The 18,839-nt window shown below is 67.8% G+C and carries 18 protein-coding genes; 9 read left to right on the top strand and 9 right to left on the bottom strand.

Going from position 1 to position 18,839, the window contains the following annotated elements; genetic code table 11:
- Nucleotides 1-22: 22 nt before the first annotated feature.
- A complete protein-coding gene (locus tag OXR08_RS04300; protein ID WP_149682677.1) occupies nt 23-454 on the bottom strand; it encodes a YcgN family cysteine cluster protein in 432 nt (143 codons plus the stop codon).
- Nucleotides 451-1,038 carry an SCO family protein gene (locus tag OXR08_RS04295; protein WP_267347953.1) on the bottom strand — a complete coding sequence of 196 codons (588 nt, stop codon included), beginning with the start codon at nt 1,036-1,038 and terminating at the stop codon, nt 451-453. Before OXR08_RS04295 ends, OXR08_RS04300 begins: the two co-directional genes overlap by 4 nt.
- 63 nt (nt 1,039-1,101) lie before the next feature.
- Here OXR08_RS04295 and OXR08_RS04290 point away from each other — a divergent pair, with 63 nt between their 5' ends.
- Entirely contained in the window at nt 1,102-1,701 is a 600-nt protein-coding gene (locus OXR08_RS04290; RefSeq protein WP_112383799.1) for an ankyrin repeat domain-containing protein, read from the top strand.
- 178 nt (nt 1,702-1,879) lie between these two features.
- On the opposite strand, the gene OXR08_RS04285 is transcribed toward OXR08_RS04290, so the two are convergent.
- A complete protein-coding gene (locus tag OXR08_RS04285; protein WP_240313643.1) occupies nt 1,880-2,284 on the bottom strand; it encodes a DUF1489 domain-containing protein in 405 nt (134 codons plus the stop codon).
- 37 nt (nt 2,285-2,321) lie between these two features.
- A complete protein-coding gene (gene mgtE, locus OXR08_RS04280; protein WP_112383760.1) occupies nt 2,322-3,719 on the bottom strand; it encodes a magnesium transporter in 1,398 nt (465 codons plus the stop codon).
- A gap of 111 nt (nt 3,720-3,830) precedes the next feature.
- On the opposite strand from mgtE, the gene OXR08_RS04275 reads away from it, so the two are divergent.
- Nucleotides 3,831-4,286 carry a peptidylprolyl isomerase gene (locus OXR08_RS04275; RefSeq protein WP_112383759.1) on the top strand — a complete coding sequence of 152 codons (456 nt, stop codon included), beginning with the start codon at nt 3,831-3,833 and terminating at the stop codon, nt 4,284-4,286.
- Nucleotides 4,287-4,579: 293 nt separating this feature from the next.
- Here the strand turns inward: OXR08_RS04275 and OXR08_RS04270 are convergent, their stop codons facing one another.
- Entirely contained in the window at nt 4,580-5,470 is an 891-nt protein-coding gene (locus tag OXR08_RS04270) for a LysR substrate-binding domain-containing protein (RefSeq protein ID WP_112383798.1), read from the bottom strand.
- 257 nt (nt 5,471-5,727) lie between these two features.
- On the opposite strand from OXR08_RS04270, the gene OXR08_RS04265 reads away from it, so the two are divergent.
- A complete protein-coding gene (locus OXR08_RS04265) occupies nt 5,728-7,998 on the top strand; it encodes a CDC48 family AAA ATPase (protein ID WP_112383758.1) in 2,271 nt (756 codons plus the stop codon).
- Nucleotides 7,999-8,030: 32 nt separating this feature from the next.
- Here OXR08_RS04265 and OXR08_RS04260 read toward each other — a convergent pair whose 3' ends face one another.
- Nucleotides 8,031-8,348: an antibiotic biosynthesis monooxygenase gene (locus OXR08_RS04260; protein WP_267347946.1), complete on the bottom strand. Its 318-nt coding sequence runs from the start codon at nt 8,346-8,348 to the stop codon at nt 8,031-8,033.
- Nucleotides 8,349-8,514: 166 nt separating this feature from the next.
- On the opposite strand from OXR08_RS04260, the gene OXR08_RS04255 reads away from it, so the two are divergent.
- A complete protein-coding gene (locus OXR08_RS04255) occupies nt 8,515-9,129 on the top strand; it encodes a methyltransferase (RefSeq protein ID WP_112383756.1) in 615 nt (204 codons plus the stop codon).
- A 93-nt stretch (nt 9,130-9,222) separates the two neighbouring features.
- Here the strand turns inward: OXR08_RS04255 and OXR08_RS04250 are convergent, their stop codons facing one another.
- Together OXR08_RS04250 and OXR08_RS04245 are read right to left on the bottom strand one after the other, a co-directional pair.
- On the bottom strand, nt 9,223-11,070 hold the full coding sequence (locus tag OXR08_RS04250) for an AsmA family protein (RefSeq protein ID WP_267347944.1): 1,848 nt from the start codon (nt 11,068-11,070) through the stop codon (nt 9,223-9,225).
- 53 nt (nt 11,071-11,123) lie between these two features.
- The gene (locus OXR08_RS04245) at nt 11,124-11,285 is read right to left on the bottom strand and encodes a DUF1674 domain-containing protein (protein ID WP_149682681.1); all 162 of its coding nucleotides are present in this window, start codon (nt 11,283-11,285) and stop codon (nt 11,124-11,126) included.
- 112 nt (nt 11,286-11,397) lie between these two features.
- On the opposite strand from OXR08_RS04245, the gene OXR08_RS04240 reads away from it, so the two are divergent.
- From OXR08_RS04240 to OXR08_RS04220, 5 genes are all read left to right on the top strand, one after another.
- Entirely contained in the window at nt 11,398-12,639 is a 1,242-nt protein-coding gene (locus OXR08_RS04240) for a transcription antitermination factor NusB (RefSeq protein WP_267348025.1), read from the top strand.
- Nucleotides 12,640-12,673: 34 nt separating this feature from the next.
- Entirely contained in the window at nt 12,674-13,330 is a 657-nt protein-coding gene (rpe, locus tag OXR08_RS04235; protein WP_267347941.1) for a ribulose-phosphate 3-epimerase, read from the top strand.
- Nucleotides 13,327-15,054, top strand: a complete 1,728-nt coding sequence (locus tag OXR08_RS04230) for a heparinase II/III family protein (protein ID WP_112383752.1) — start codon at nt 13,327-13,329, stop codon at nt 15,052-15,054. The genes rpe and OXR08_RS04230 overlap by 4 nt, the downstream gene beginning before the upstream one ends.
- A gap of 46 nt (nt 15,055-15,100) precedes the next feature.
- A complete protein-coding gene (gene purH, locus OXR08_RS04225; RefSeq protein ID WP_267347940.1) occupies nt 15,101-16,690 on the top strand; it encodes a bifunctional phosphoribosylaminoimidazolecarboxamide formyltransferase/IMP cyclohydrolase in 1,590 nt (529 codons plus the stop codon).
- 90 nt (nt 16,691-16,780) lie between these two features.
- A complete protein-coding gene (locus OXR08_RS04220; RefSeq protein WP_267347938.1) occupies nt 16,781-17,287 on the top strand; it encodes a hypothetical protein in 507 nt (168 codons plus the stop codon).
- A 5-nt stretch (nt 17,288-17,292) separates the two neighbouring features.
- On the opposite strand, the gene OXR08_RS04215 is transcribed toward OXR08_RS04220, so the two are convergent.
- A complete protein-coding gene (locus OXR08_RS04215; protein WP_267347936.1) occupies nt 17,293-18,810 on the bottom strand; it encodes an oligosaccharide flippase family protein in 1,518 nt (505 codons plus the stop codon).
- Nucleotides 18,811-18,839 lie beyond the last annotated feature (29 nt).

Genomic DNA, 18,839 nt, shown 5'->3' with positions numbered 1-18,839 from the left:
CTCCCCGAAGGGGCGAGGGGCCTCACAGGTCGCGTTCGACGATGTGATTCTCAAACTCGCCGGCATCGTCTTCGCTGACCGTCCAGCCGCGTACCGATTCGCCGGCGCGGTGCACCGCGTCGCGGTCGCCCGAGACGAGGTAATGCCAGTCGGGCAGCGGCTCGTTCGCGGCGCGCAGGCGATAGGCGCAGGTGCGCGGCAGCCAGTCGATATCGCGGACGTTGCGCATGGTCAGCCGCACGCATTCGGGCACATAGGCGCGCCTGTTGCGATAATCGGAACAGAAGCCGGTACGCCGGTCGAGCATGCGGCAGGCGACGTTGGTCGGCAGCAGCTCGCCGGTATCCTCGTCCTCCAGCTTGTGCAGGCAGCATTTGCCGCAGCCGTCGCACAGTGCCTCCCACTGGGCACGGTCGAGCTGCTCGATCGGCAGCTCCCAGAATTTCACGGTCATCGGACCCAGCGCTCCAGCGCGTTTGCCACGGCCTCCGGTCCCTCGTCGGCAGGGATCAGCGCGATGGGCAGGTTGTTCGGATCCATCAGATAGGTGGTGCGCGCGTGATTGACGAGATAGCCGCCGCCGGGCGACGCCTCGCCCTTCTCCGCATAGACGCCGTAGGATTTGGCCATGGCGGCGATCGCCGCCTCGCTGCCGGTCAGGCCGATGGCGCGGGGGTGGAAGGCCGCCGCGAAGCGCTTCACCACGGGGGCGGTGTCGCGTGCGGGGTCGATGGTGACGAAGACGGGGACGATCGCGCGTGCCTTAGCCGGATCGCGTGCCTCCAGCAGGCGCAGGCCGGCACCGATCGCCTGCATGTCGGTGGGGCAGACATCGGGGCAGAAGGTGTAGCCGAAATACATGACGCGCCAGCGTTTGCCCAGCGAACGGTCGGTCACCGGCGCGCCGTCGCCGCCGGTCAGGCGAAAGGGGCCGCCGATCTTCGCACCCGCCAGCGGCGGCGCGGCGGCGGTATCGGGGCCGGACGGGCTGCACGCGGCCAGCGCGAGAAGCAGCGGCATGAGGCGCAACAGGGTCATGACGCGCGCAGCCTTGCTGTGTTAGGCACCGGATCGCAAGCCATGGATTCCAAGGATCTCCGCATGTCCGTCCGCTCCCTCCTGGCAGCCATGCTGCTGGGCGTTCTCGTTGCAGCACCGGCCGGTGCGCAACAACAGTCCGAAAGCTACAAGTTCCTTCAGGCGGTCAAGGACGCCAAGGGCAACGAGGTGACCGAGATGCTCGGCCGCCCCGGCAGCAACATCATCAACACGCGCGATCCCAGCACGGGCGAGGGGGCGCTGCACACCGTCATCAAGCGGGGCGACGAGACCTATCTGCGCTTCCTGCTGCAAAAGGGCGCGGACCCGAATTTGCGCGACGGGCGCGGCAACACGCCGCTGCTGCTGGTCGTCACCACCGGGCAGACCGACATGATCGGCATCCTGGCGGCGGCCAAGGCCAACGCCAACATCGCCAATTCGGCGGGCGAGACGCCGCTGATCCGTGCGGTGCAGCGCCGCGACATCACCATGGTGCGCGAGTTGCTGGCGGCGGGCGCCGATCCGGACCAGGGCGATCTGCTCGCCGGCATGTCGGCGCGCGATTACGCCACGCAGGACCCGCGCAACGCCGCCATCGCCAAGGTGCTGGCCGATACGCCCAAGAAGACGCGCAAGGCGGTGTCCGGGCCGAAGCTGTAGGGTTTCCAGAACCTTCAATGCACCTGACAGGCGATCATCCTTACCCGTTCGTCTCGAGTAGTCGTCGAGCGTGTCGAGACGACGTATCGAGAGGCCTTCACCTCGGGCAAGCACCTCTCGATACGGGCTCTCGACAAGCTCGATCCCTACTCGAGGCGAACGGATGTGAGTTGATACCCTAAATCAACGCCAATTCGGCGAGCTTGCCGAGGAGTGCGGGCGGCAGCACGTCCGCGCCGCTGGCGTCGCCGCCGAGATCGCCGGGGGCGTCGGTGGCTTCCAGATAGCGCCAGCCCTGGTGTGCGCGCTTGGGGCGCGCCTGGACCAGCACCAGCGCGGGATCGATATGGATCGCGCAGCGACCGCCTTCCGCCTCGCCGAAGGACAGGATCGGCGAGCGGGCGATCAGCTGGTGTTTCAGGATCCAGAACAGCGATCCCTGTCCCGCCACCTCCTCATGCCGCTTGGGCAGATAGCGGGTGGTGAGAAAGACGGGGCCGTCGGCGGCGCGCAGGGCCAGTCGTTCGGCAAGGTGATCGATACTGGTCGCGCCAAACGCGACTTTGGTCAGATGCAGTGCCACGCCGCTGGATTTGGGGGCGAAACCCGCCCGCGACAAGTCAGCCGCCCAGACCCCACAGCGCCGCCAGCCCCAGAAAGGTGAAGAAGCCCATCGAGTCGGTGCAGGTGGTGACAAAGACCGACGACGCCACCGCCGGGTCGACATTGAACCGGTCCAGCGTCACCGGCACCAGCACGCCGACCAGGCCGGCGACGATGTTGTTGATGAACAGGGCCAGCGCGAAGACGATCGCAAGGCCGGGATTGCCGAACCACAGATAAGCGCCCGCGCCGACCAGCAGGCCGAGCCCGGTACCGTTGCTGGCGGCGATGCGCAGTTCGCGCACGATCATCCTGAGCGTGTTCGATCCGGTCAGCTGGTTGGTGGCGAGCGCGCGGACGACCACGGCCAGCGTCTGCGTGCCGGCATTGCCGCCCATGCCGCTGACGATCCCCATCAACTGCGCCAGCACCGCAAAGCGCGCGATCCGGTCGTCGAACAGCCCGACCACGGTGGCGGCCAGCATCGCGGTGGGGAGGTTGATCAGCAGCCAGGTCAGCCGGGTGCGCACGGTGAAGCGGATCGGCTCGTTAATGTCGCCTTCGCCGGCACCGGACAGCAGCAGCGTGTCCTCGCCCGCCTCTTCCTGGATGATGTGGACGATGTCGTCCACCGTCACCATGCCGACCAGCCGGCCGCTGGCATCGACCACCGCGGCCGAGATCAGCGCATATTTCTGGAAGCGCAGCGCCACCTCTTCCTGGTCCATGTCGACCGGGATCAGCGTCTGTTCGCGCTTCATGACATCGGCCAGCGCGATGTCGCGGGGGGTGCGCAGGATCCAGGACAGCTGGCAGGTGCCGACCGGCTTGTGCCGTTCGTCCACCACGAAAATTTCCCAGAAATCGGTGGTCAGCTCGTCATGGCCGCGCAGAAAGTCGATCGCGTCGCCCACCGTCCAGTGCTCGGGCACCGCGATCAACTCGCGCTGCATCAGGCGGCCGGCGGATTCCTCGGGGTAGGACAGTGCCTCCTCGATCGCGGCACGGTCGTCCGGGTCGAGCGCGCGCAGCACCGCGCGCTGCTCGTCGGCATCCATGTCCTCGATGATCGCGACCGCGTCGTCGGTATCGAGTTCGGAGGCGATGTCCGCGACCTGATGCGGCTCCAGCGCCTGGATCAGTTGTTCGCGAACATAATCGTTCATCTCGGCGAACACGTCGCCGTTCAAGAGGTCGGCGACCGCGCGGGCCAGCGTGCCGCGATCCTCCTCGGGCGTCAGCTCGAACAGGTCGGCGATGTCGGCGGGGTGCAGCGGCTCGACCAGCGCGCGGGCGCCCTCGTCATTGCCGTCCTCCACCGCGTCCAGCACGGCGCGGACGAATTCGGGCTTCAACCGATCGTCCTCGTCCAGCTGGGTTTCGCCCTCCACCTCGGGAAGCTCGGTGTCGCTCATCGCTGCCTCCCTGATGTTTCGCGTGCCGTTCGCGCTCTATCGCGGTGCAACGCGATTTGCCAGCGGGCGAACGAATCCCTACCTGCGCGGGCACTAGAGGAAGGAAGACTGATGGCCGATACCTTTGAGACGCTGACCCTGACGCTGGACGACGGCGACGTCGTCATCACGCTGCGCCCCGACCTGGCGCCCGAGCATGTCCGCCGCATCGGCGAGCTGGCGAACGAGGGTTTCTATGACGGTGTCGTGTTTCACCGCGTGATCCCCGGCTTCATGGCGCAGGGCGGTGATCCGACCGGCACGGGCATGCACGGGTCCGACAAGCCCAATTTGAAGCAGGAATTCAATGCCGAGCCGCATGTGCGTGGCACCTGTTCGATGGCGCGGACCAGCGACCCGAACTCGGCCAACTCGCAATTCTTCATCTGTTTCGACGATGCGCGCTTCCTCGACCGCCAGTATACGGTGTGGGGCCAGGTTTCGAGCGGCATGGAGCTGATCGACGCGCTGCCCAAGGGCGAGCCCCCGCGTGAGCCGGGCAAGATCGTGAAGGCCCGCGCGGCCTGATCATCGAAGCCCTCGCTTCGTTGGAGCGAGGGCTTTTTTTCACGCGGAGACGCGGAGGCGCGGGGATTGCGCTGCTGGGCCTGCGCTCGGGCTGTTGCGAGCGTCGCCAAATACTAGTCCTTGCGGATAAGCGGCGACGGGTGTTCGGGCGCGCAACCCTTCTGCGTTCTCCGCGCCTCGGCGCGAAAAGATGTTCACGCGAAGGTGCGAAGGTGCGAAGGCGCGAAGAGAAGGGGTAAGGGTCCGCTGCCGCGGACGAGCCATCTTGGCGTCTTCGCGGCTTCGCGTGAACCTTACGCCGCTTGCGGGTAAAGCGTGCGGATCAGCCAGTCGTGGAACAGCTTCACCGGCTTTTGCTGGAGCGCGCGCGGGCGGCAGACGAACCAGTGGCTGTAGGGGCTTTCCACCTCGATATCGAACAGCCGCACGAGTCGCGGGTCGTGCGCATTCTCGAAATGGCTGGCGTGCATGAAGGCGATGCCGAGGCCTTGCGCGACCGCCTCCAGCATCAGCCCGCCCGAATCGAAAAAGTCGATCGCCTTGGGCTTCACGTTCGGCAGGCCGACCGCGCTGGTCCAGGCGGTGAAGGCATCGGGCATTTCGCGGTGGAGCAGCGCGGTCATGCCGTTCATCTGTTCCGGGCGGACGATCGGGTTCGGCCCGTCGAGCAACGTCTTGGCGCCGATCACATAGACACGGTTGGTATCCAGCCGCTTGGCATAAAGCGCCGGATCGATCTCGCGCCCCAGCGCGATCACCGCATCAAGCCCCTCGCCCAGTCGCGCGATGCCATGGCCCGCGGTGTCGATGTCCAGATGCAGTTCGGGATGCGCGGTGCGCAGTTCGCCGAGCCGCGGAAACAGTTTTTGCGAGGCGTAGAGCGGCAGCACGCCGAGACGCAGGCGCAGCACTTCCTGCCCGCTCGACATCGCCTCCACCGCATCCGACAATTGGTCGAGCAGCGGCGCGATCTGCGTCATCAGCGTTTCGCCGTCGTCATTGGGCACCATCGCCTGATGCCGCCGCGCGAACAGCGGCTTGCCGACGAATCGCTCCAGCGTCTGTACCCGGCGGCTGAGCGCGGGCGCGGACAAGGCCAGTTCCTCTGCGGCGGCCTTGATCGAACCGAGCCGCGCCACCTGCACGAATGCCTCGATAGCCCCCAAGGGCGGCAGCCTGCGCATCGACATCCTCCTCCTGGGATCCTTGGATCAAACGGTTGCACATCTTGCAAGCGTCAACACGCTTTTCGCACTTGCAACATAATCCGCCGCGACGCAAAAAGCACGGGCCTTTCAGGCATCCTCTCCTAAAAACTTTCATGGGCTGGTCTGCGGATCGGCCCTTTTTTTTGGCACTGCACGCCGCCTCGCCCTTTCGCGATCCGGAACCCGCCCCCACGTGGCGCGCTCTTGGCGATACGAAAAGCACGAGGAACAGCATGGCCGAAAGCGACGCGCCGACGCGCAAGATACAGGTGGCGAACAGCCGCCCCGAAGACTCGGGACGCGGCCTCGCGCACCTGCCGCGCTCGCTGATGGCGGCGTTGCAGATCGCGGAGGGTGACGTGATCGAGATCGTCGGCAAGCAGGCGACGCCTGCACGTGCGGTCGGCCCCTATCCCGAGGATGAAGGGCTCGATATCCTCCGGATCGACGGGTTGCAGCGCGCCAATGCCGGCGTCGGCTCGGGCGATTTCGTGGAAGTGCGGCGGGTGGAATCGAAGCCGGCGTCACGCGTCGTCTTTGCGCCGGCGCAGCAGAACCTGCGCCTGCAAGGCTCCACCAACGCGCTGAAGCGCACCTTTTTCGGTCGACCGCTGTGCCAGGGCGACGTGGTCGCGACCGCGGGGCAGCAGCGGGTGACGAACATGCCGCCGGGCGTGCAGCGCTACATGAACGCGCCCGCCTATGCCTTGCAGGAGATCCGGCTCGCCGTTGTGCAGGCCAGCCCCAAGGGCGTGGTGCATATCGACGAAAATACCGAAATCGAGCTGCGCCCCGAATATGAGGAGCCGGCGCAGCGGCGTGCCGACGTCACCTATGACGATATCGGCGGCATGGCGACGACGATCGACCAGTTGCGCGAGATGGTCGAATTGCCGCTGCGCTATCCCGAGCTGTTCCAGCGGCTGGGTGTCGATCCCCCCAAGGGGCTGCTGCTCTATGGCCCGCCGGGAACGGGCAAGACGCGGCTGGCACGCGCGGTCGCCAACGAATCGGATGCGCAGTTCTTTTTGATCAACGGGCCGGAGATCATGGGCTCCGCTTACGGGGAGTCCGAGTCGCGGCTGCGCGAGGTGTTCGAGGAGGCGACCAAGGCCGCGCCCTCGATCGTGTTCATCGATGAGATCGATTCGATCGCCCCCAAGCGCGACCGGGTGCAGGGCGAGGCGGAGAAGCGCCTCGTCGCGCAGTTGCTGACGCTGATGGACGGACTGGAATCGCGTGCGAACCTCGTGGTGATCGCGGCGACGAACCGGCCGGAAGCGATCGACGAGGCGCTGCGACGGCCGGGGCGGTTTGATCGGGAGATCGTGGTCGGGGTGCCGGACGAGCGGGGCAGGCGGGAGATCCTGGGCATTCACACGCGCGGGATGCCGCTGGGGGACAGGGTCGATCTGGACGAACTGGCGCGGACCACGTTCGGGTTCGTGGGGGCCGACCTGGCGGCGCTGACGCGCGAGGCGGCGATCGAGGCGGTGCGGCGGATCATGCCGAAGCTCAATCTGGAGGAGCGTACGATCCCGCCCGAGGTGCTGGACACCCTGTCCGTCACGCGCGAGGATTTTCTCGAAGCCTTGAAGCGGGTTCAGCCGTCGGCGATGCGCGAGGTGATGGTGCAGGCGCCGAGCGTGCGCTGGGATGATGTCGGCGGGCTGGATGCCGCGCAGATGCGGCTGAAGGAAGGCGTCGAGCTGCCGCTGAAGGACCCGGATGCGTTCCGGCGGCTGGGCATTCGCCCCGCCAAGGGCTTCCTGCTGTATGGGCCGCCGGGCACCGGCAAGACGCTGCTCGCAAAGGCGGTGGCGCGCGAGGCGGAGGCGAACTTCATCGCCACCAAATCGAGCGACCTGCTGTCGAAATGGTATGGCGAGAGCGAGCAGCAGATCAGCCGGTTGTTCGCCCGCGCGCGACAGGTCGCGCCCACGGTGATCTTTATCGACGAACTCGATTCGCTGGTGCCCGCACGCGGTGGCGGGCTGGGCGAGCCGCAGGTGACCGAGCGCGTGGTGAACACCATCCTGGCGGAAATGGACGGGCTGGAGGAGTTGCAGTCGGTGGTCGTGATCGGCGCCACCAACCGGCCCAATCTGGTCGATCCCGCGCTGCTGCGCCCCGGCCGTTTCGACGAGCTGATCTATGTCGGCGTGCCCAATGAAGAAGGGCGCCGCCGCATCCTGGGCATCCAGACGCAGAAGATGCCGCTGGCCGGCGACGTCGACCTGGACATCGTCGCGCGGCGGACCGAGCGGTTTACCGGCGCCGATCTGGAGGATGTGGTCCGCCGCGCCGGCCTGGTCGCGCTCAGGCGCTCGATCCGGTCGCAGGAAGTGACCATGGCCGATTTCGAGGAAGCGCTGGACGAGGCACGCGCCAGCGTCACGCCGGAAATGGAGCAGGATTACGAGCAGATCGCCGCCAAGCTGAAGCAGGATGCGGCCGCGATCCAGCCGATCGGCTTTGCCTTTCCGAACCGGTCGAAGGAGTGACGCCTTTCCCCTCTCCCCGGCGGGGAGAGGGGTTATGGCCGTTCCCATTCGTAGGACCGCGTCACCGCGGCCACCGCAATGTCGTAGCGGTCGTACCAGCGTGCGCGACCCTCGGCGCGGATCGCCGCATGCGCGGGGTGTTCGCGCCATGCGATGGCGGCGGCCTCGTCCGCCCACCAGCTGACCGTGATCCCGAGCCCGTCCTTGTCGCGCGCCGCATCCACACCGCGGTATCCGGGCTGCGCGGCGGCCAGTCGATCCATCGCTTCGGCGGCTGCGGCATAGCCGGCCGCATCGGCGTCGGTGCGCTGCGACACGAAGATGACGGCGATCTGCCCGGTTCTGTCCATATGTTCGCCCTGCCCCGTCCGGGCACCGTTTAGGCGTGGGCGAATGGGGGCGCCAGGGTCGTCCGCCGCACCGATGCAACCCAAAAGCTTGAAACACGTTTGCCACCTGTGCGACGGAGGGGGAGACCTCGCCGCCCGTGTGGGGACCACGAACGACAGGATCTCGATGCCCAGCTCGACCACCGCCGCGCGCCGTGCGCGTTCCCGACCCGCCGGCGTGCCGTCCCCCGGCCAGATGTTCTTCCAGGAATTTCTGAAACATCCGGTGATGGTCGGCTCGATCATCCCTTCCTCCAACAAGCTGATCCGCAAGATGCTGGCGCCCGTCGACTGGGCGAATACCAAGCTTTTCGTGGAATATGGCCCGGGCGTCGGCACCTTCTGCCGACCGATTCTGGAGCGGATGGCGCCCGATGCGACGCTGATCGCGATCGACACGAACGAAGATTTCTGCGGCTATTTGCGCCACACGATCACCGATTCCCGCTTTGTCGCGGTCAACGGGTCGGCGGCGGACGTTGCCCAGATCATCAAGGATCACGGCCACGAGCACGCTGATTATGTGCTGTCGGGCCTGCCCTTCTCCACGCTGCCGGCCGGCGTCGGTCCCGCGATCGCCGCCGCCACGCATGAGGTGCTGCGCCCGGACGGTGCCTTCCTGGTCTATCAGTTCAGCCCGAAGGTGAAGGACTTCCTGCTGCCCCACTGGCAGCGGATCGACCATGATATGGAATGGTGGAACGTGCCCCCCGCCCAGCTTTACTGGGCTTGGAAGGACTGAAGGCGTTTTCAAACGCGTTTCATCGCGTTTCCAGACAGCTTCTGAGTTTCCCGGACGCCGGCCCTTATAAAGGCCGGCGTTTCCATGTCGGCCTCAGCGTAGCGCCCGGTTGGCCAGTGCGCCGCAATCGGCGTCGCTGGCGGTCGGCCCGCCATGACCGGTGATCGCGCGACCGATCGAGCGGAAGATGTTGCCGATCGATTTCACCTCGCGCGGGATGACCAGATCGGGCTGGCGAATCGTGCCGTTCATCAGGGCGGCGCCGTCGAGCCGCAGGATCGCATCGCCCTTGGGCGCGCCGGTCAGGCGCAGCGCGATGCGTTCTTCGGGGAAGCGCACCGTGCCCGTACCCTCCAGCTTGCTGCGCGTGGTATCCAGCACCAGCGGATCGACGCGGCCGGTGCCGTCCCGCATGTTCAGTCGCAGCACGAGGCAGCGCAGGCCGGCCGTCGAATCGTCGCCTGCCACCAGCATGCGTCCGGCATCGAAGCCGAGTGCCGCGGCATAGCGGTCCGGCAGGGTGCCGTTTCGCACGACCAGCCCGATGAACCCGCGCGACCGGCCGATGGCGTCGCGGATCGTCTCTCCCGCGCCGGTCAGTTGCGCGCGGGCGGAAACCCGGCCGGTGAAGTCGCCGCCACCGCCGGCAAGCGACACCACGCTGGCATCCGACAGCCGCAGGTCGAGCGTCAGCGTCGGCCGGGTCGCGCCACCCCGTTGATCGACCTGGGCCGAGCCGCGGACCACCCCTTCCGTCAGGTTCAGGCGCAATTCGGGGATGCGGAGCAATTGGTGGTCGAGAACGAGCCTGCCCGCCATGGCGGTGATGGGAGAGGGCCCCTGAGCGCTGACGATGCGACCGACCTTGAAACGGATCGTGCCGTCGGTCGAATCGATCTTGCTGATGTCGATACGGGTGTTCGGTACGAGGCGCGGGCCGATGCGGCGTTCGAGTGCAGCGGCCTCCGCGCGACCCTCGGCCGAGGAAAGATCGTCGAAGTCGAACTGGCGGGAAGTGATCTCCCCGTCGAGTTTGGTGCGGTCAGTGCTTTTGTCGACGGTGATCCGGCCGGTGAGATCGGAGCGGCCGATCGTTCCTGTCAGGTCGGTGATCGTCCAGACCGGACGTTGATGGCGGACATGCGCGGACAGTTGCACCGGGCGGGTGCGGAACAGCCCGGCCTCCACCACCGCATCGATCAGTTTCAGGTCGCTGGCGCGCGCGGTCAGGTCCAGCGTCATCGCGTTGGTGTCGAGCGCGCGGTCCATGCGGCCGACGGCGCGCATCGCCAGTGCCGGGCCGTCGATGATCGCGGTGAACGGCCAGGGGCCGGGGCGGACCGGTGCCCCCTTGACGCGGATCGCGACATCGGCACCGCGAATCGATCCGTGGCCTTCGGCACGCAATCCCGTATCGGGATCGGCGGCGAAGCGGACGGTGGCGGTCCGGTCCTGCTTGGCATCGCGATAGCTGATGATGCTGTCGGTGAGGGTAAGATCCTGAAGATCGGTGGCGCCGCCGCCGCTTTCGCGCCTGCCGGGCCGCGACCAGTTGGTCCGGCCATTCCGGTCGCGAACCAGCGCGAGACGAAGCCCGCGGGCCTCCACCGCCTCGATCCGGAAATCCCCGGTCAGCAGCGCCCAGGCGGAAAAACGCACTTTTGCGGTATCGACCCGCGCGAAATCGCCGCTGCCGGCCCAGGCCGCCTGCGGAATGCGCAGGTGCCGGATGGCGATGACGGGGTGGAAGCCGATCGTGTCGACCCGCTCGACCGCGCCGATCGTGACGGGGCGACCAAAGCGCTCGGTCGCCTCACGCGTGACGATGCCGCGCAACACGCCCCAGGGGAACAGCGCCAGGACCAGCAGGCCGAGCAGCAAGGTCGCTGCAACCGTACCCAGGACGATCCGTGCCGTCCGCCCCTTCATGATCGTGCGCATCCCTTTGCCCGACGCGCCAGCCGCACGTTCGTTCCGGTTGCGTCAGGACCGCATCAAAAATCGATTGCGATACCCTTCAATTCCCAATCGCCATAACGGGTCGGGTCCTTGCCAAGCGGATCATGCTCCGGGCGCTTCTCCGCCTCGGGTTCGGGGACCGGCGGGTTGGGAGAGAGATAGGCCGGTGGTTTCACATGGTCTGGGCGCTGGCCCATGGGCGTGCCTTTCGGTAGCGGGGTGTGCCCCCCACATCGGGGTGCCAAGGAGCTTTGCCAAGTGAATCGACCCCCGCGCCGGCCCAATCATCCCGTTCGTCAAGCCGAGCCGCTGGGCACGGCAAGCCGGCGCGCGGCCCTGCGCCTGCTGGACGCGGTGCTGCGCCGGGGGGAACCGCTGGAGGCGGCGCTGGCATCGGCGACGCGCGACCTGCATGGCGGGCCCGATCGCGGGCTGGCCCATGCGATCGCGGCGGAAACGCTGCGCCGCCTGCCCGATCTGGACGCGCTGATCGATTCGGCGACCAGGAACCAGTTGCCCGACGATGCAAAGGCGCGGTCGGCACTGCGCATCGCGCTGGTCCAGGTGCTGTCGCTGGGTACGCCGCCGCATGCCGCCATCTCCACCGTGCTGCCGCTGGTCGATGGCGGCCCGCGCAAGCTGGTCCACGGCGTGTTCGGCACGCTGATGCGGCAGGGGGTGTCCCTGCCGGAAGTCCCGGAGCTGCCGAGCGTGACGGCGGAACGCTGGGCGGCACAGTGGGGCGACGCGATGGTGGATGCGGCCGAGCAGGCGATCGCCGCCCCGCCGCCGCTGGACCTGACGCTGGTCGATCCCGCCGCGACCGCGGACTGGGCGGAGCGGCTGAGCGGCACCAGCCTGATGCCGGGCCATGTCCGCCTGCACGATGCGGCGTCGGTGCCCGAGCTGCCGGGGTTCGAGGAAGGCGCGTGGTGGGTGCAGGACGCGGCTGCGTCGATGCCGGCACGGTTGCTGGGGCCGGGCGCCGGCACCGTGCTGGACCTGTGCGCCGCCCCCGGCGGCAAGACGCTGCAACTGGCGGCGGCGGGGTGGCAGGTGACCGCGCTCGATGCATCTCCCACCCGGCTGGAGCGGCTGCGCGCCAATCTGGAGCGGACCGGGCTGGCCGCGGAGGTGGTGTGCGCCGACGTGCTGCAATGGGCGCCGCCCGCGCCCGTCGATGCGATCCTGATCGATGCGCCGTGCAGCGCGACGGGCATCTTCCGCCGGCATCCGGACGTGCTGTACCGCGTCCGCCCCTCGGTGATCGCCGAGATGGCGGCACTGCAGGCCAAAATCCTGTCGCGCGCCGCCGGATGGCTGCGGCCGGGCGGGCGCATGGTCTATGCCACCTGTTCACTGGAGCCGGAGGAGGGCGAGGCGCAGCTGGAGGCGTTTCTGGCCGCGCATCCGGATTATACGCTGTGCAGCGTCCAGGCGCCGCTGCCCGTCGGCAAATCAACACCTTATATCCGTACCCTGCCGAGCGACATGGCCGAACAGGGGCGGTGCGACGGCTTCTTTATCGCGCTGCTGGAACGCAACGGCTGACTTAACCTTTCATTAGCCCTAGAGACCATTGCCCATGCAGCCCGTCCGTATCGCCCCGTCCATCCTGTCCGCCGACTTCGCCAAGCTGGGGGAGGAGGTGCGCGCCATCGACGCCGCCGGCGCGGACTGGATCCATATCGACGTGATGGACGGGCATTTCGTGCCCAACATCACCATCGGCCCGGCGGTGGTGAAGGCGCTGCGCCCCCACACGGCCAAGCCGTTCGACGTGCATCTGATGATCTCGCCGATCGACCAGTATCTGGATGCCTTTGCGGAAGCCGGCGCGGACACGATCACCGTGCACCCGGAGGCGGGGCCGCATATCCACCGCACCATCCAGCACATCAAGGGGCTGGGCAAGCGCGCGGGCGTGGTGCTGAATCCCGCGACGCCGGCCAAGATGCTGGATTACCTGATCGACATGGTCGACCTGGTGCTGGTGATGAGCGTCAATCCCGGTTTCGGCGGACAAAGCTTCATCGACAGCCAGTTGAAGAAGATCGCCGCGATCCGGAAGATGATCGAGATGAGCGGCCGGGCGATCGACCTGGAGGTGGATGGCGGCGTCGATGCCACCCATGCCCGGCGATGCATCGAGGCGGGCGCCGACGCGCTGGTCGCGGGCACCGCAGCGTTCCGGGGCGGGCCCGACATGTACGCCGCCAATATCGCGGCCCTGCGCGGATGAACCAGCCGCTGGACGCGCCGGACGGTATCGAGGAGGGCAAGCGCCTTGTCCGCGTCGGGGGCACGAGCGGGCTGTCGCTGGCGGAGCGGCTTGCCGAGCGCTTCCACCGGCTGACCTGGCGGACGCCGATCCACGGCATGCGCCTGAACGGCCGGCATCCGCTGAAGCTGATCGCGGTGCCCGACGATCCCGTGCTGGGCGACGCGACGCGAGGCTATGCGCTGCTCGACGGCTTTGTCCGCTATCGCGGGGCCGAGCGCGAGATCGACAAGCTGTGGTTCACGCAAGGAGGGCTGACCGGGCCCATCGCCGAATATCTGCACGGCTTCGCCTGGCTGCGCGACCTGTCCACGGTGGCGACGCGGCAACAGGGCGCGCCGGTGGCGGAGTTCCTGATGGGCCGCTGGCTGGATGCGCATGCCGAGACGGTGGATGCGCTGGCGTGGCGGCCCGATCTGTGGGGCAGGCGCATCCTGTTCTGGACCAGCCATGCGCCGCTGATCCTGTCGTCGACCGACCTGGTGTACCGCTCCAAGGTGCTGAACGCGATGGCGCGCGGGGCGCGGCATCTGGACCGCGGGGCGGACAAGGCCCCGGCGGGCGCGCCGCGCATCGCGGCATGGTGCGGCGTGGTGGCGGCGGGATTGCTGATCCCCGGCGGCGAGCCGCGCCTGGCCTTTGGCGAGGCAGGGCTGACGCGCGCGCTGGGCACCGGATTGTTCGACGATGGCGGATCGGTGTCGCGCAGTCCGGGCCAGTTGCTCGATTCGATCATGCTGCTCGCCATGCTGCGCGAATCCTATGCCGCGGTCGGCAAGACGCTGCCCGAGGATATCGCGGCGACGTTGCAACGGATGGTGTCCGCGCTGCTGGGCGTGATGCATCCCGACCGGGCGCTGTCGAGCTGGCAGGGTGCCGGCCCCGAACAGCCCGAACAGATCGCCGCGATCATCGAGGCGTCGGGCGTGCGCACCCGGCCGCTGCGCCAGCCGCGCAACTGGGGGTATCAGCGTCTCGCCGGCGGCGGTGCGGTGCTGGTCGTCGATGCCGCCCCGCCGCCGATCGCGCAGGTGGTGGATGGCGGCTGCGCCTCGACCCTGGCGTTCGAGTTTTCGGACGGGCCGGAGCGGATCGTGGTCAATTGCGGCGGTGCTCGTGCCGCGATCGAGCAATTGCCGATGCGGTTGGCCGATGGCCTGCGCACCACCGCGGCGCACTCGACCCTGGTCGTGGGCGATTCGAACTCCACCGCGATCCACGCCGACGGCACGCTGGGCCGCGGCGTCGGACAGGTGGAACTCAGCCGCCAGGAATCGGAGGCGGCCAGCCGGATCGAGGCGAGCCATGACGGCTATGTCCGCCGCTGGGGCTTCGTCCACCGCCGGCAATTGCTGTTGACCGGTGACGGGCGCGAACTGCGCGGCGAGGACGCGTTGCTGCCGCAAGGGCGCAAGCGCCGCACCGGCACGACGCCCTTCGCGCTGCGCTTCCACCTGGGCGAGGAGGTGGAGGCGGTGCTGAGCCCGGAAGGATCGGCGGCGGTGCTGCGCATGACCAGCGGCGCCTTGTGGCAGTTCCGCTGCCGCGGCGGTGCGCTGGTGATCGAGGATTCGTTGTGGATCGATCCCGATGGTCGCCCGGTCGAGACGCAGCAACTGGTCGTCACCGGTGAGGCGCCGGCGGGTGGCGGGCATGTAAGCTGGGCCTTGAAGCGCGCGCTGTGACCGTTACAGGGCTTCGGCGGTGTTCCCCTCCACTCCCGGAGCCCCGATGACCCATATTCCCGTAAAGCGCGCCCTTCTGTCCGTATCCGACAAGACGGGGGTGATCGACCTTGCCCGCGCGCTTGCCGAACGGGGCGTCGACCTCGTCTCGACCGGCGGCACCGCCAAGGCGATCCGCGACGCCGGCCTGCCCGTGCGCGACATTTCCGACGTCACCGGTTTCCCCGAGATGATGGACGGGCGGGTCAAGACGCTGCACCCGATGGTGCATGGCGGCCTGCTCGCGGTGCGCGACGATGCAAGCCACGCGCGCGCGATGGAAGAGCATGGCATCGGCGCGATCGACCTCGTCGTCGTCAACCTCTACCCCTTCCAGCAGACGGTGGCCAAGGGCGCCGGGCGCGACGAGATCATCGAGAATATCGATATCGGCGGCCCGTCGATGGTGCGTTCGGCCGCAAAGAACCACGCTTATGTCGCGATCCTGACCGATCCTTCGGATTATGACGCGTTCCTGGCGGAGCTGGCCGCGAACGATGGCGCCAGCGGCATCGACATGCGCCGCCGCCTCGCCGCCAAGGCCTATGCGGCGACCGCGGCCTATGATGCGGCGATCGCGCAGTGGTTCGCCTTTGCCGACCAGGGCGAGGCATTTCCGGCGACGCTGCCCATGGCCTATACGCGCCATCACGAGCCGCTGCGCTATGGCGAGAATCCGCATCAGGTGGCAGCGCTCTACCTGCCGCAAAAGGGCGCGCGAGGCATCGCCCAGGCCGAGCAGTTGCAGGGCAAGGCGCTCAGCTACAACAACCTGAACGATGCCGATGCCGCGCTGGAGCTGGTGTCCGAGTTCATCGACGGGCCGCCCACCGTCGTCATCGTCAAGCATGCCAATCCGTGCGGCGTGGCGAGCGGCGATACGCTGCTGGATGCATACAAGGCGGCGTTCGCGTGCGACACCGTGTCGGCGTTCGGCGGCATCATCGCCTGCAACCGCCCGCTGGATGCGGAAACCGCCGAGGCGATCTCGGGGATCTTCACCGAGGTGGTGGTGGCGCCCGATGCCAGCCCGGAGGCGCGGGCGATCTTTGCCAGGAAGAAGAACCTGCGCCTGCTGCTGTCGGGTGAGTTGCCGAACCCGGCACGCCCCGGCCTGATGGTGAAGTCGATCGCGGGCGGGCTGCTGGTGCAGAGCCGCGACAATGGCCGGCTGACCGACGACATGCTGAAGGTCGTCACCAGGCGCGCGCCTACGGAGCAGGAGCTGGCCGATTGCCGCTTCGCCTGGACGGTGGCCAAGCATGTGAAGTCGAACGCGATCGTCTATGCCAAGGGCGGCAGCACGGCCGGCGTCGGCGCCGGGCAGATGAACCGGCTCGAATCGGCGCGCATCGCTGCCTGGAAGGCCAAGGACGCCGCGGACAAGGCCGGCTGGGCCGAGCCGCGCACGATCGGATCGGCGGTCGCGTCGGATGCATTCTTCCCGTTCGCGGACGGATTGCTGGCGGCGGTGGAGGCCGGCGCCACCGCGGTGATCCAGCCGGGCGGGTCGATCCGCGACGACGAGGTGATCGCCGCCGCCGACGAGGCCGGTCTGGCGATGGTCTTCACCGGCATGCGCCACTTCCGGCATTGATGGCACCCGATCTGATCCGGCCTTGTGTGCTGTTCGCGCCATGGCCGGGTCAGCTGCAAAAGTCTTGCGCGGGGATGAGGGGGGACATTGATGCTTGCCATGGCGATAGTGCTGGCACTGGGAATTGAGGCGCCCGTCGCGTTGTGGACGGTGCCGGCACAGGCGGAATGGGTGCCGGGAGACGAGCATCACCTGAACGTCCGGCTTGAACGGCCGGAGACCGCGATTTCGATGCGCGGCGAAGTGCAGTTGCGTGCCGTCCTTGCCGTACAAGGCCCGGCATTCAGGATTTCGCGCTTCCTCAAGCCGACAGGCGGGATCGCCTTCGATGTGATGGATATGCAGGGTCGACGGGTTGCGCCGCTGGAACCGCCGGCAACATCCCCGCCGGCGCCGCCACAGTCGTCCGACGGGCTTACTGTGGTGCGCCCAGGCCAGCCCATGACCTTGCAGGTGGCAGAGTTTCCACGCTGGGTGTTTCCGGGCCCCGGCCGCTACCGGGTGCGGCTTCTCGTCTCGCTGATGAACATCGCGGCCGCACCAACCCGCTATCAGCAGTGGTTCAGCAATATCGTCACGGTCGACGTGATCGACTGAACCGCTTACCGCGTCACCCCGCCTGCATGCGGCAGGGTCGCTTCCTCGGCATCGGGCATCTTTCCGAACAGGGCGCGGTCGGCGGGGCCGAAGGCGAAGCGCCAGAGGACGAAGAGATAGGTCGCCAGGATCGCCGGTTCGCCGACGACCAGTTCCACCCATTCGAGATGCGCCGGCAGGGCGGTGAAGCCCACGCCGACCACCATTGCGGCCCCGAACGCCCACAAGAGCGGCCAGCGCAGCGGCGAAACCGACGCTTTCAGGATGCGGGACAGCAGCGTCGCCTTGACGATCGAGGTGATGCCGAGGCTGAGCATCAGCGCGACGGCCGGGCCCGCGGCCTGCCATGTCGCGGGCCAGCCGAGCGCGCGCATGCCGAGGATCAGCGCGAAGCTGAGCCCCACCTGTACCCCCAGCATGACCACCGAGATCATCAGGTTGCGATGGCGCGCGGTATAGACCAGCGCCGATTCGCATACCGCGCCCGTCGAGGCGAGCACTTCGGCGGTGAGCAGAAAGGCGAGCGCGGCCGTGCCGGCGACGAATTGCGGGCCGACGACGCCCATCACCGCCTCGCCCGGGATCGATCCCATCAGCGCGAGGCCGCCTTGCGCCGCCATGATCCAGAACGCGACCTGGCGCACCTGTCGCGCGATCGCATCGTAATCGCGCACCGCGAGGCTTTGGGTGATGACGGGGCCGAGAATGGGGTCGAAGCTGGTCTTCAGCTTTTGCGGCAGGCTGGCGACCTGTTGCGCCATGTAATAGATGCCGACGATCTTGGGTTCGAACATGACGCCCAGGATGAAGCGGTCGACGTTGCGGCTGCCCCATTCGAGGGCGTCGGCGCCGGCGAGGGGGGCGTTGGCGCGGGCGAGGGCGAAGAGCTGGGTGAGCTCAGGGGACCAGCCGCGGGGGAGGCCGTAGCTGCGGATCAGGGGGACGATGCTGGCGATCAGGGCGGCGATCATCGAGGCGACGTAGGAGAGGACGAGCCCGTCGCGGATGGTGAAGAAGGAGAAGATCCAGGCGGCGATCGAGATCGTCCACGGTTCCACCACCGCACGCGCGGTGACCGCGGCCTTCACGTTCAACCGGTAGGCAAGCGCCGCGAGGCTGACATCGGACCAGGCGGAGGCGACGATGATCGCGGGCAGCCACCGGTCGAGCCCGGTGATCGCCGTGTTCGGGTACATGATCTCCGGAAAGAGCCACAGGAAGCTGCTGGCGGCGACGCTGGCAATCAGCGCGAGCGCCATCGCGTCCCACACCACGTTCACATGCGGCCGGTCGGTCGAGGACAGCGCCTGCGCCAGTCCGCGCTTCAGCCCCAGCGTGGCGACGAGCGCCGCCAGTTCGACCACCACCACCGCGATGGCGAAGCGGCCGACCAGATCGGGGCCGTAGATGCGGCCGGCGATGAACAGGAAGGGGATGCGCGCGGCCAGACGCAGGATGAAGCCGGCGATATTGGTCCGCCCGCCCTTGGCGAGCGTGTCGATGTCCTGGGAGGAGGAGGCCATGCGAGTCAGGCTTTCGCCACCGGATCGCC

The organism is Sphingomonas sp. GM_Shp_2, assembly GCF_026540875.1.
Classification (GTDB): Bacteria; Pseudomonadota; Alphaproteobacteria; order Sphingomonadales; family Sphingomonadaceae; genus Sphingomonas; species Sphingomonas carotinifaciens.
Note: the sequence above shows the minus strand (reverse complement) of the source record. Positions and strands in the feature narration are given on the sequence as shown.

What these genes read in the sequence shown, in the direction of transcription:
- OXR08_RS04300 (WP_149682677.1), bottom strand. Translation starts at nt 454, where the DNA reads ATGACCGTGAAATTCTGGGAGCTGCCGATCGAGCAGCTCGACCGTGCC.
- OXR08_RS04295 (WP_267347953.1), bottom strand. Translation starts at nt 1,038, where the DNA reads ATGACCCTGTTGCGCCTCATGCCGCTGCTTCTCGCGCTGGCCGCGTGC.
- OXR08_RS04290 (WP_112383799.1), top strand. Translation starts at nt 1,102, where the DNA reads ATGTCCGTCCGCTCCCTCCTGGCAGCCATGCTGCTGGGCGTTCTCGTT.
- mgtE (WP_112383760.1), bottom strand. Translation starts at nt 3,719, where the DNA reads ATGAGCGACACCGAGCTTCCCGAGGTGGAGGGCGAAACCCAGCTGGAC.
- OXR08_RS04275 (WP_112383759.1), top strand. Translation starts at nt 3,831, where the DNA reads ATGGCCGATACCTTTGAGACGCTGACCCTGACGCTGGACGACGGCGAC.
- OXR08_RS04270 (WP_112383798.1), bottom strand. Translation starts at nt 5,470, where the DNA reads ATGCGCAGGCTGCCGCCCTTGGGGGCTATCGAGGCATTCGTGCAGGTG.
- OXR08_RS04265 (WP_112383758.1), top strand. Translation starts at nt 5,728, where the DNA reads ATGGCCGAAAGCGACGCGCCGACGCGCAAGATACAGGTGGCGAACAGC.
- OXR08_RS04260 (WP_267347946.1), bottom strand. Translation starts at nt 8,348, where the DNA reads ATGGACAGAACCGGGCAGATCGCCGTCATCTTCGTGTCGCAGCGCACC.
- OXR08_RS04255 (WP_112383756.1), top strand. Translation starts at nt 8,515, where the DNA reads ATGCCCAGCTCGACCACCGCCGCGCGCCGTGCGCGTTCCCGACCCGCC.
- OXR08_RS04250 (WP_267347944.1), bottom strand. Translation starts at nt 11,070, where the DNA reads ATGCGCACGATCATGAAGGGGCGGACGGCACGGATCGTCCTGGGTACG.
- OXR08_RS04245 (WP_149682681.1), bottom strand. Translation starts at nt 11,285, where the DNA reads ATGGGCCAGCGCCCAGACCATGTGAAACCACCGGCCTATCTCTCTCCC.
- rpe (WP_267347941.1), top strand. Translation starts at nt 12,674, where the DNA reads ATGCAGCCCGTCCGTATCGCCCCGTCCATCCTGTCCGCCGACTTCGCC.
- OXR08_RS04230 (WP_112383752.1), top strand. Translation starts at nt 13,327, where the DNA reads ATGAACCAGCCGCTGGACGCGCCGGACGGTATCGAGGAGGGCAAGCGC.
- purH (WP_267347940.1), top strand. Translation starts at nt 15,101, where the DNA reads ATGACCCATATTCCCGTAAAGCGCGCCCTTCTGTCCGTATCCGACAAG.
- OXR08_RS04220 (WP_267347938.1), top strand. Translation starts at nt 16,781, where the DNA reads ATGCTTGCCATGGCGATAGTGCTGGCACTGGGAATTGAGGCGCCCGTC.
- OXR08_RS04215 (WP_267347936.1), bottom strand. Translation starts at nt 18,810, where the DNA reads ATGGCCTCCTCCTCCCAGGACATCGACACGCTCGCCAAGGGCGGGCGG.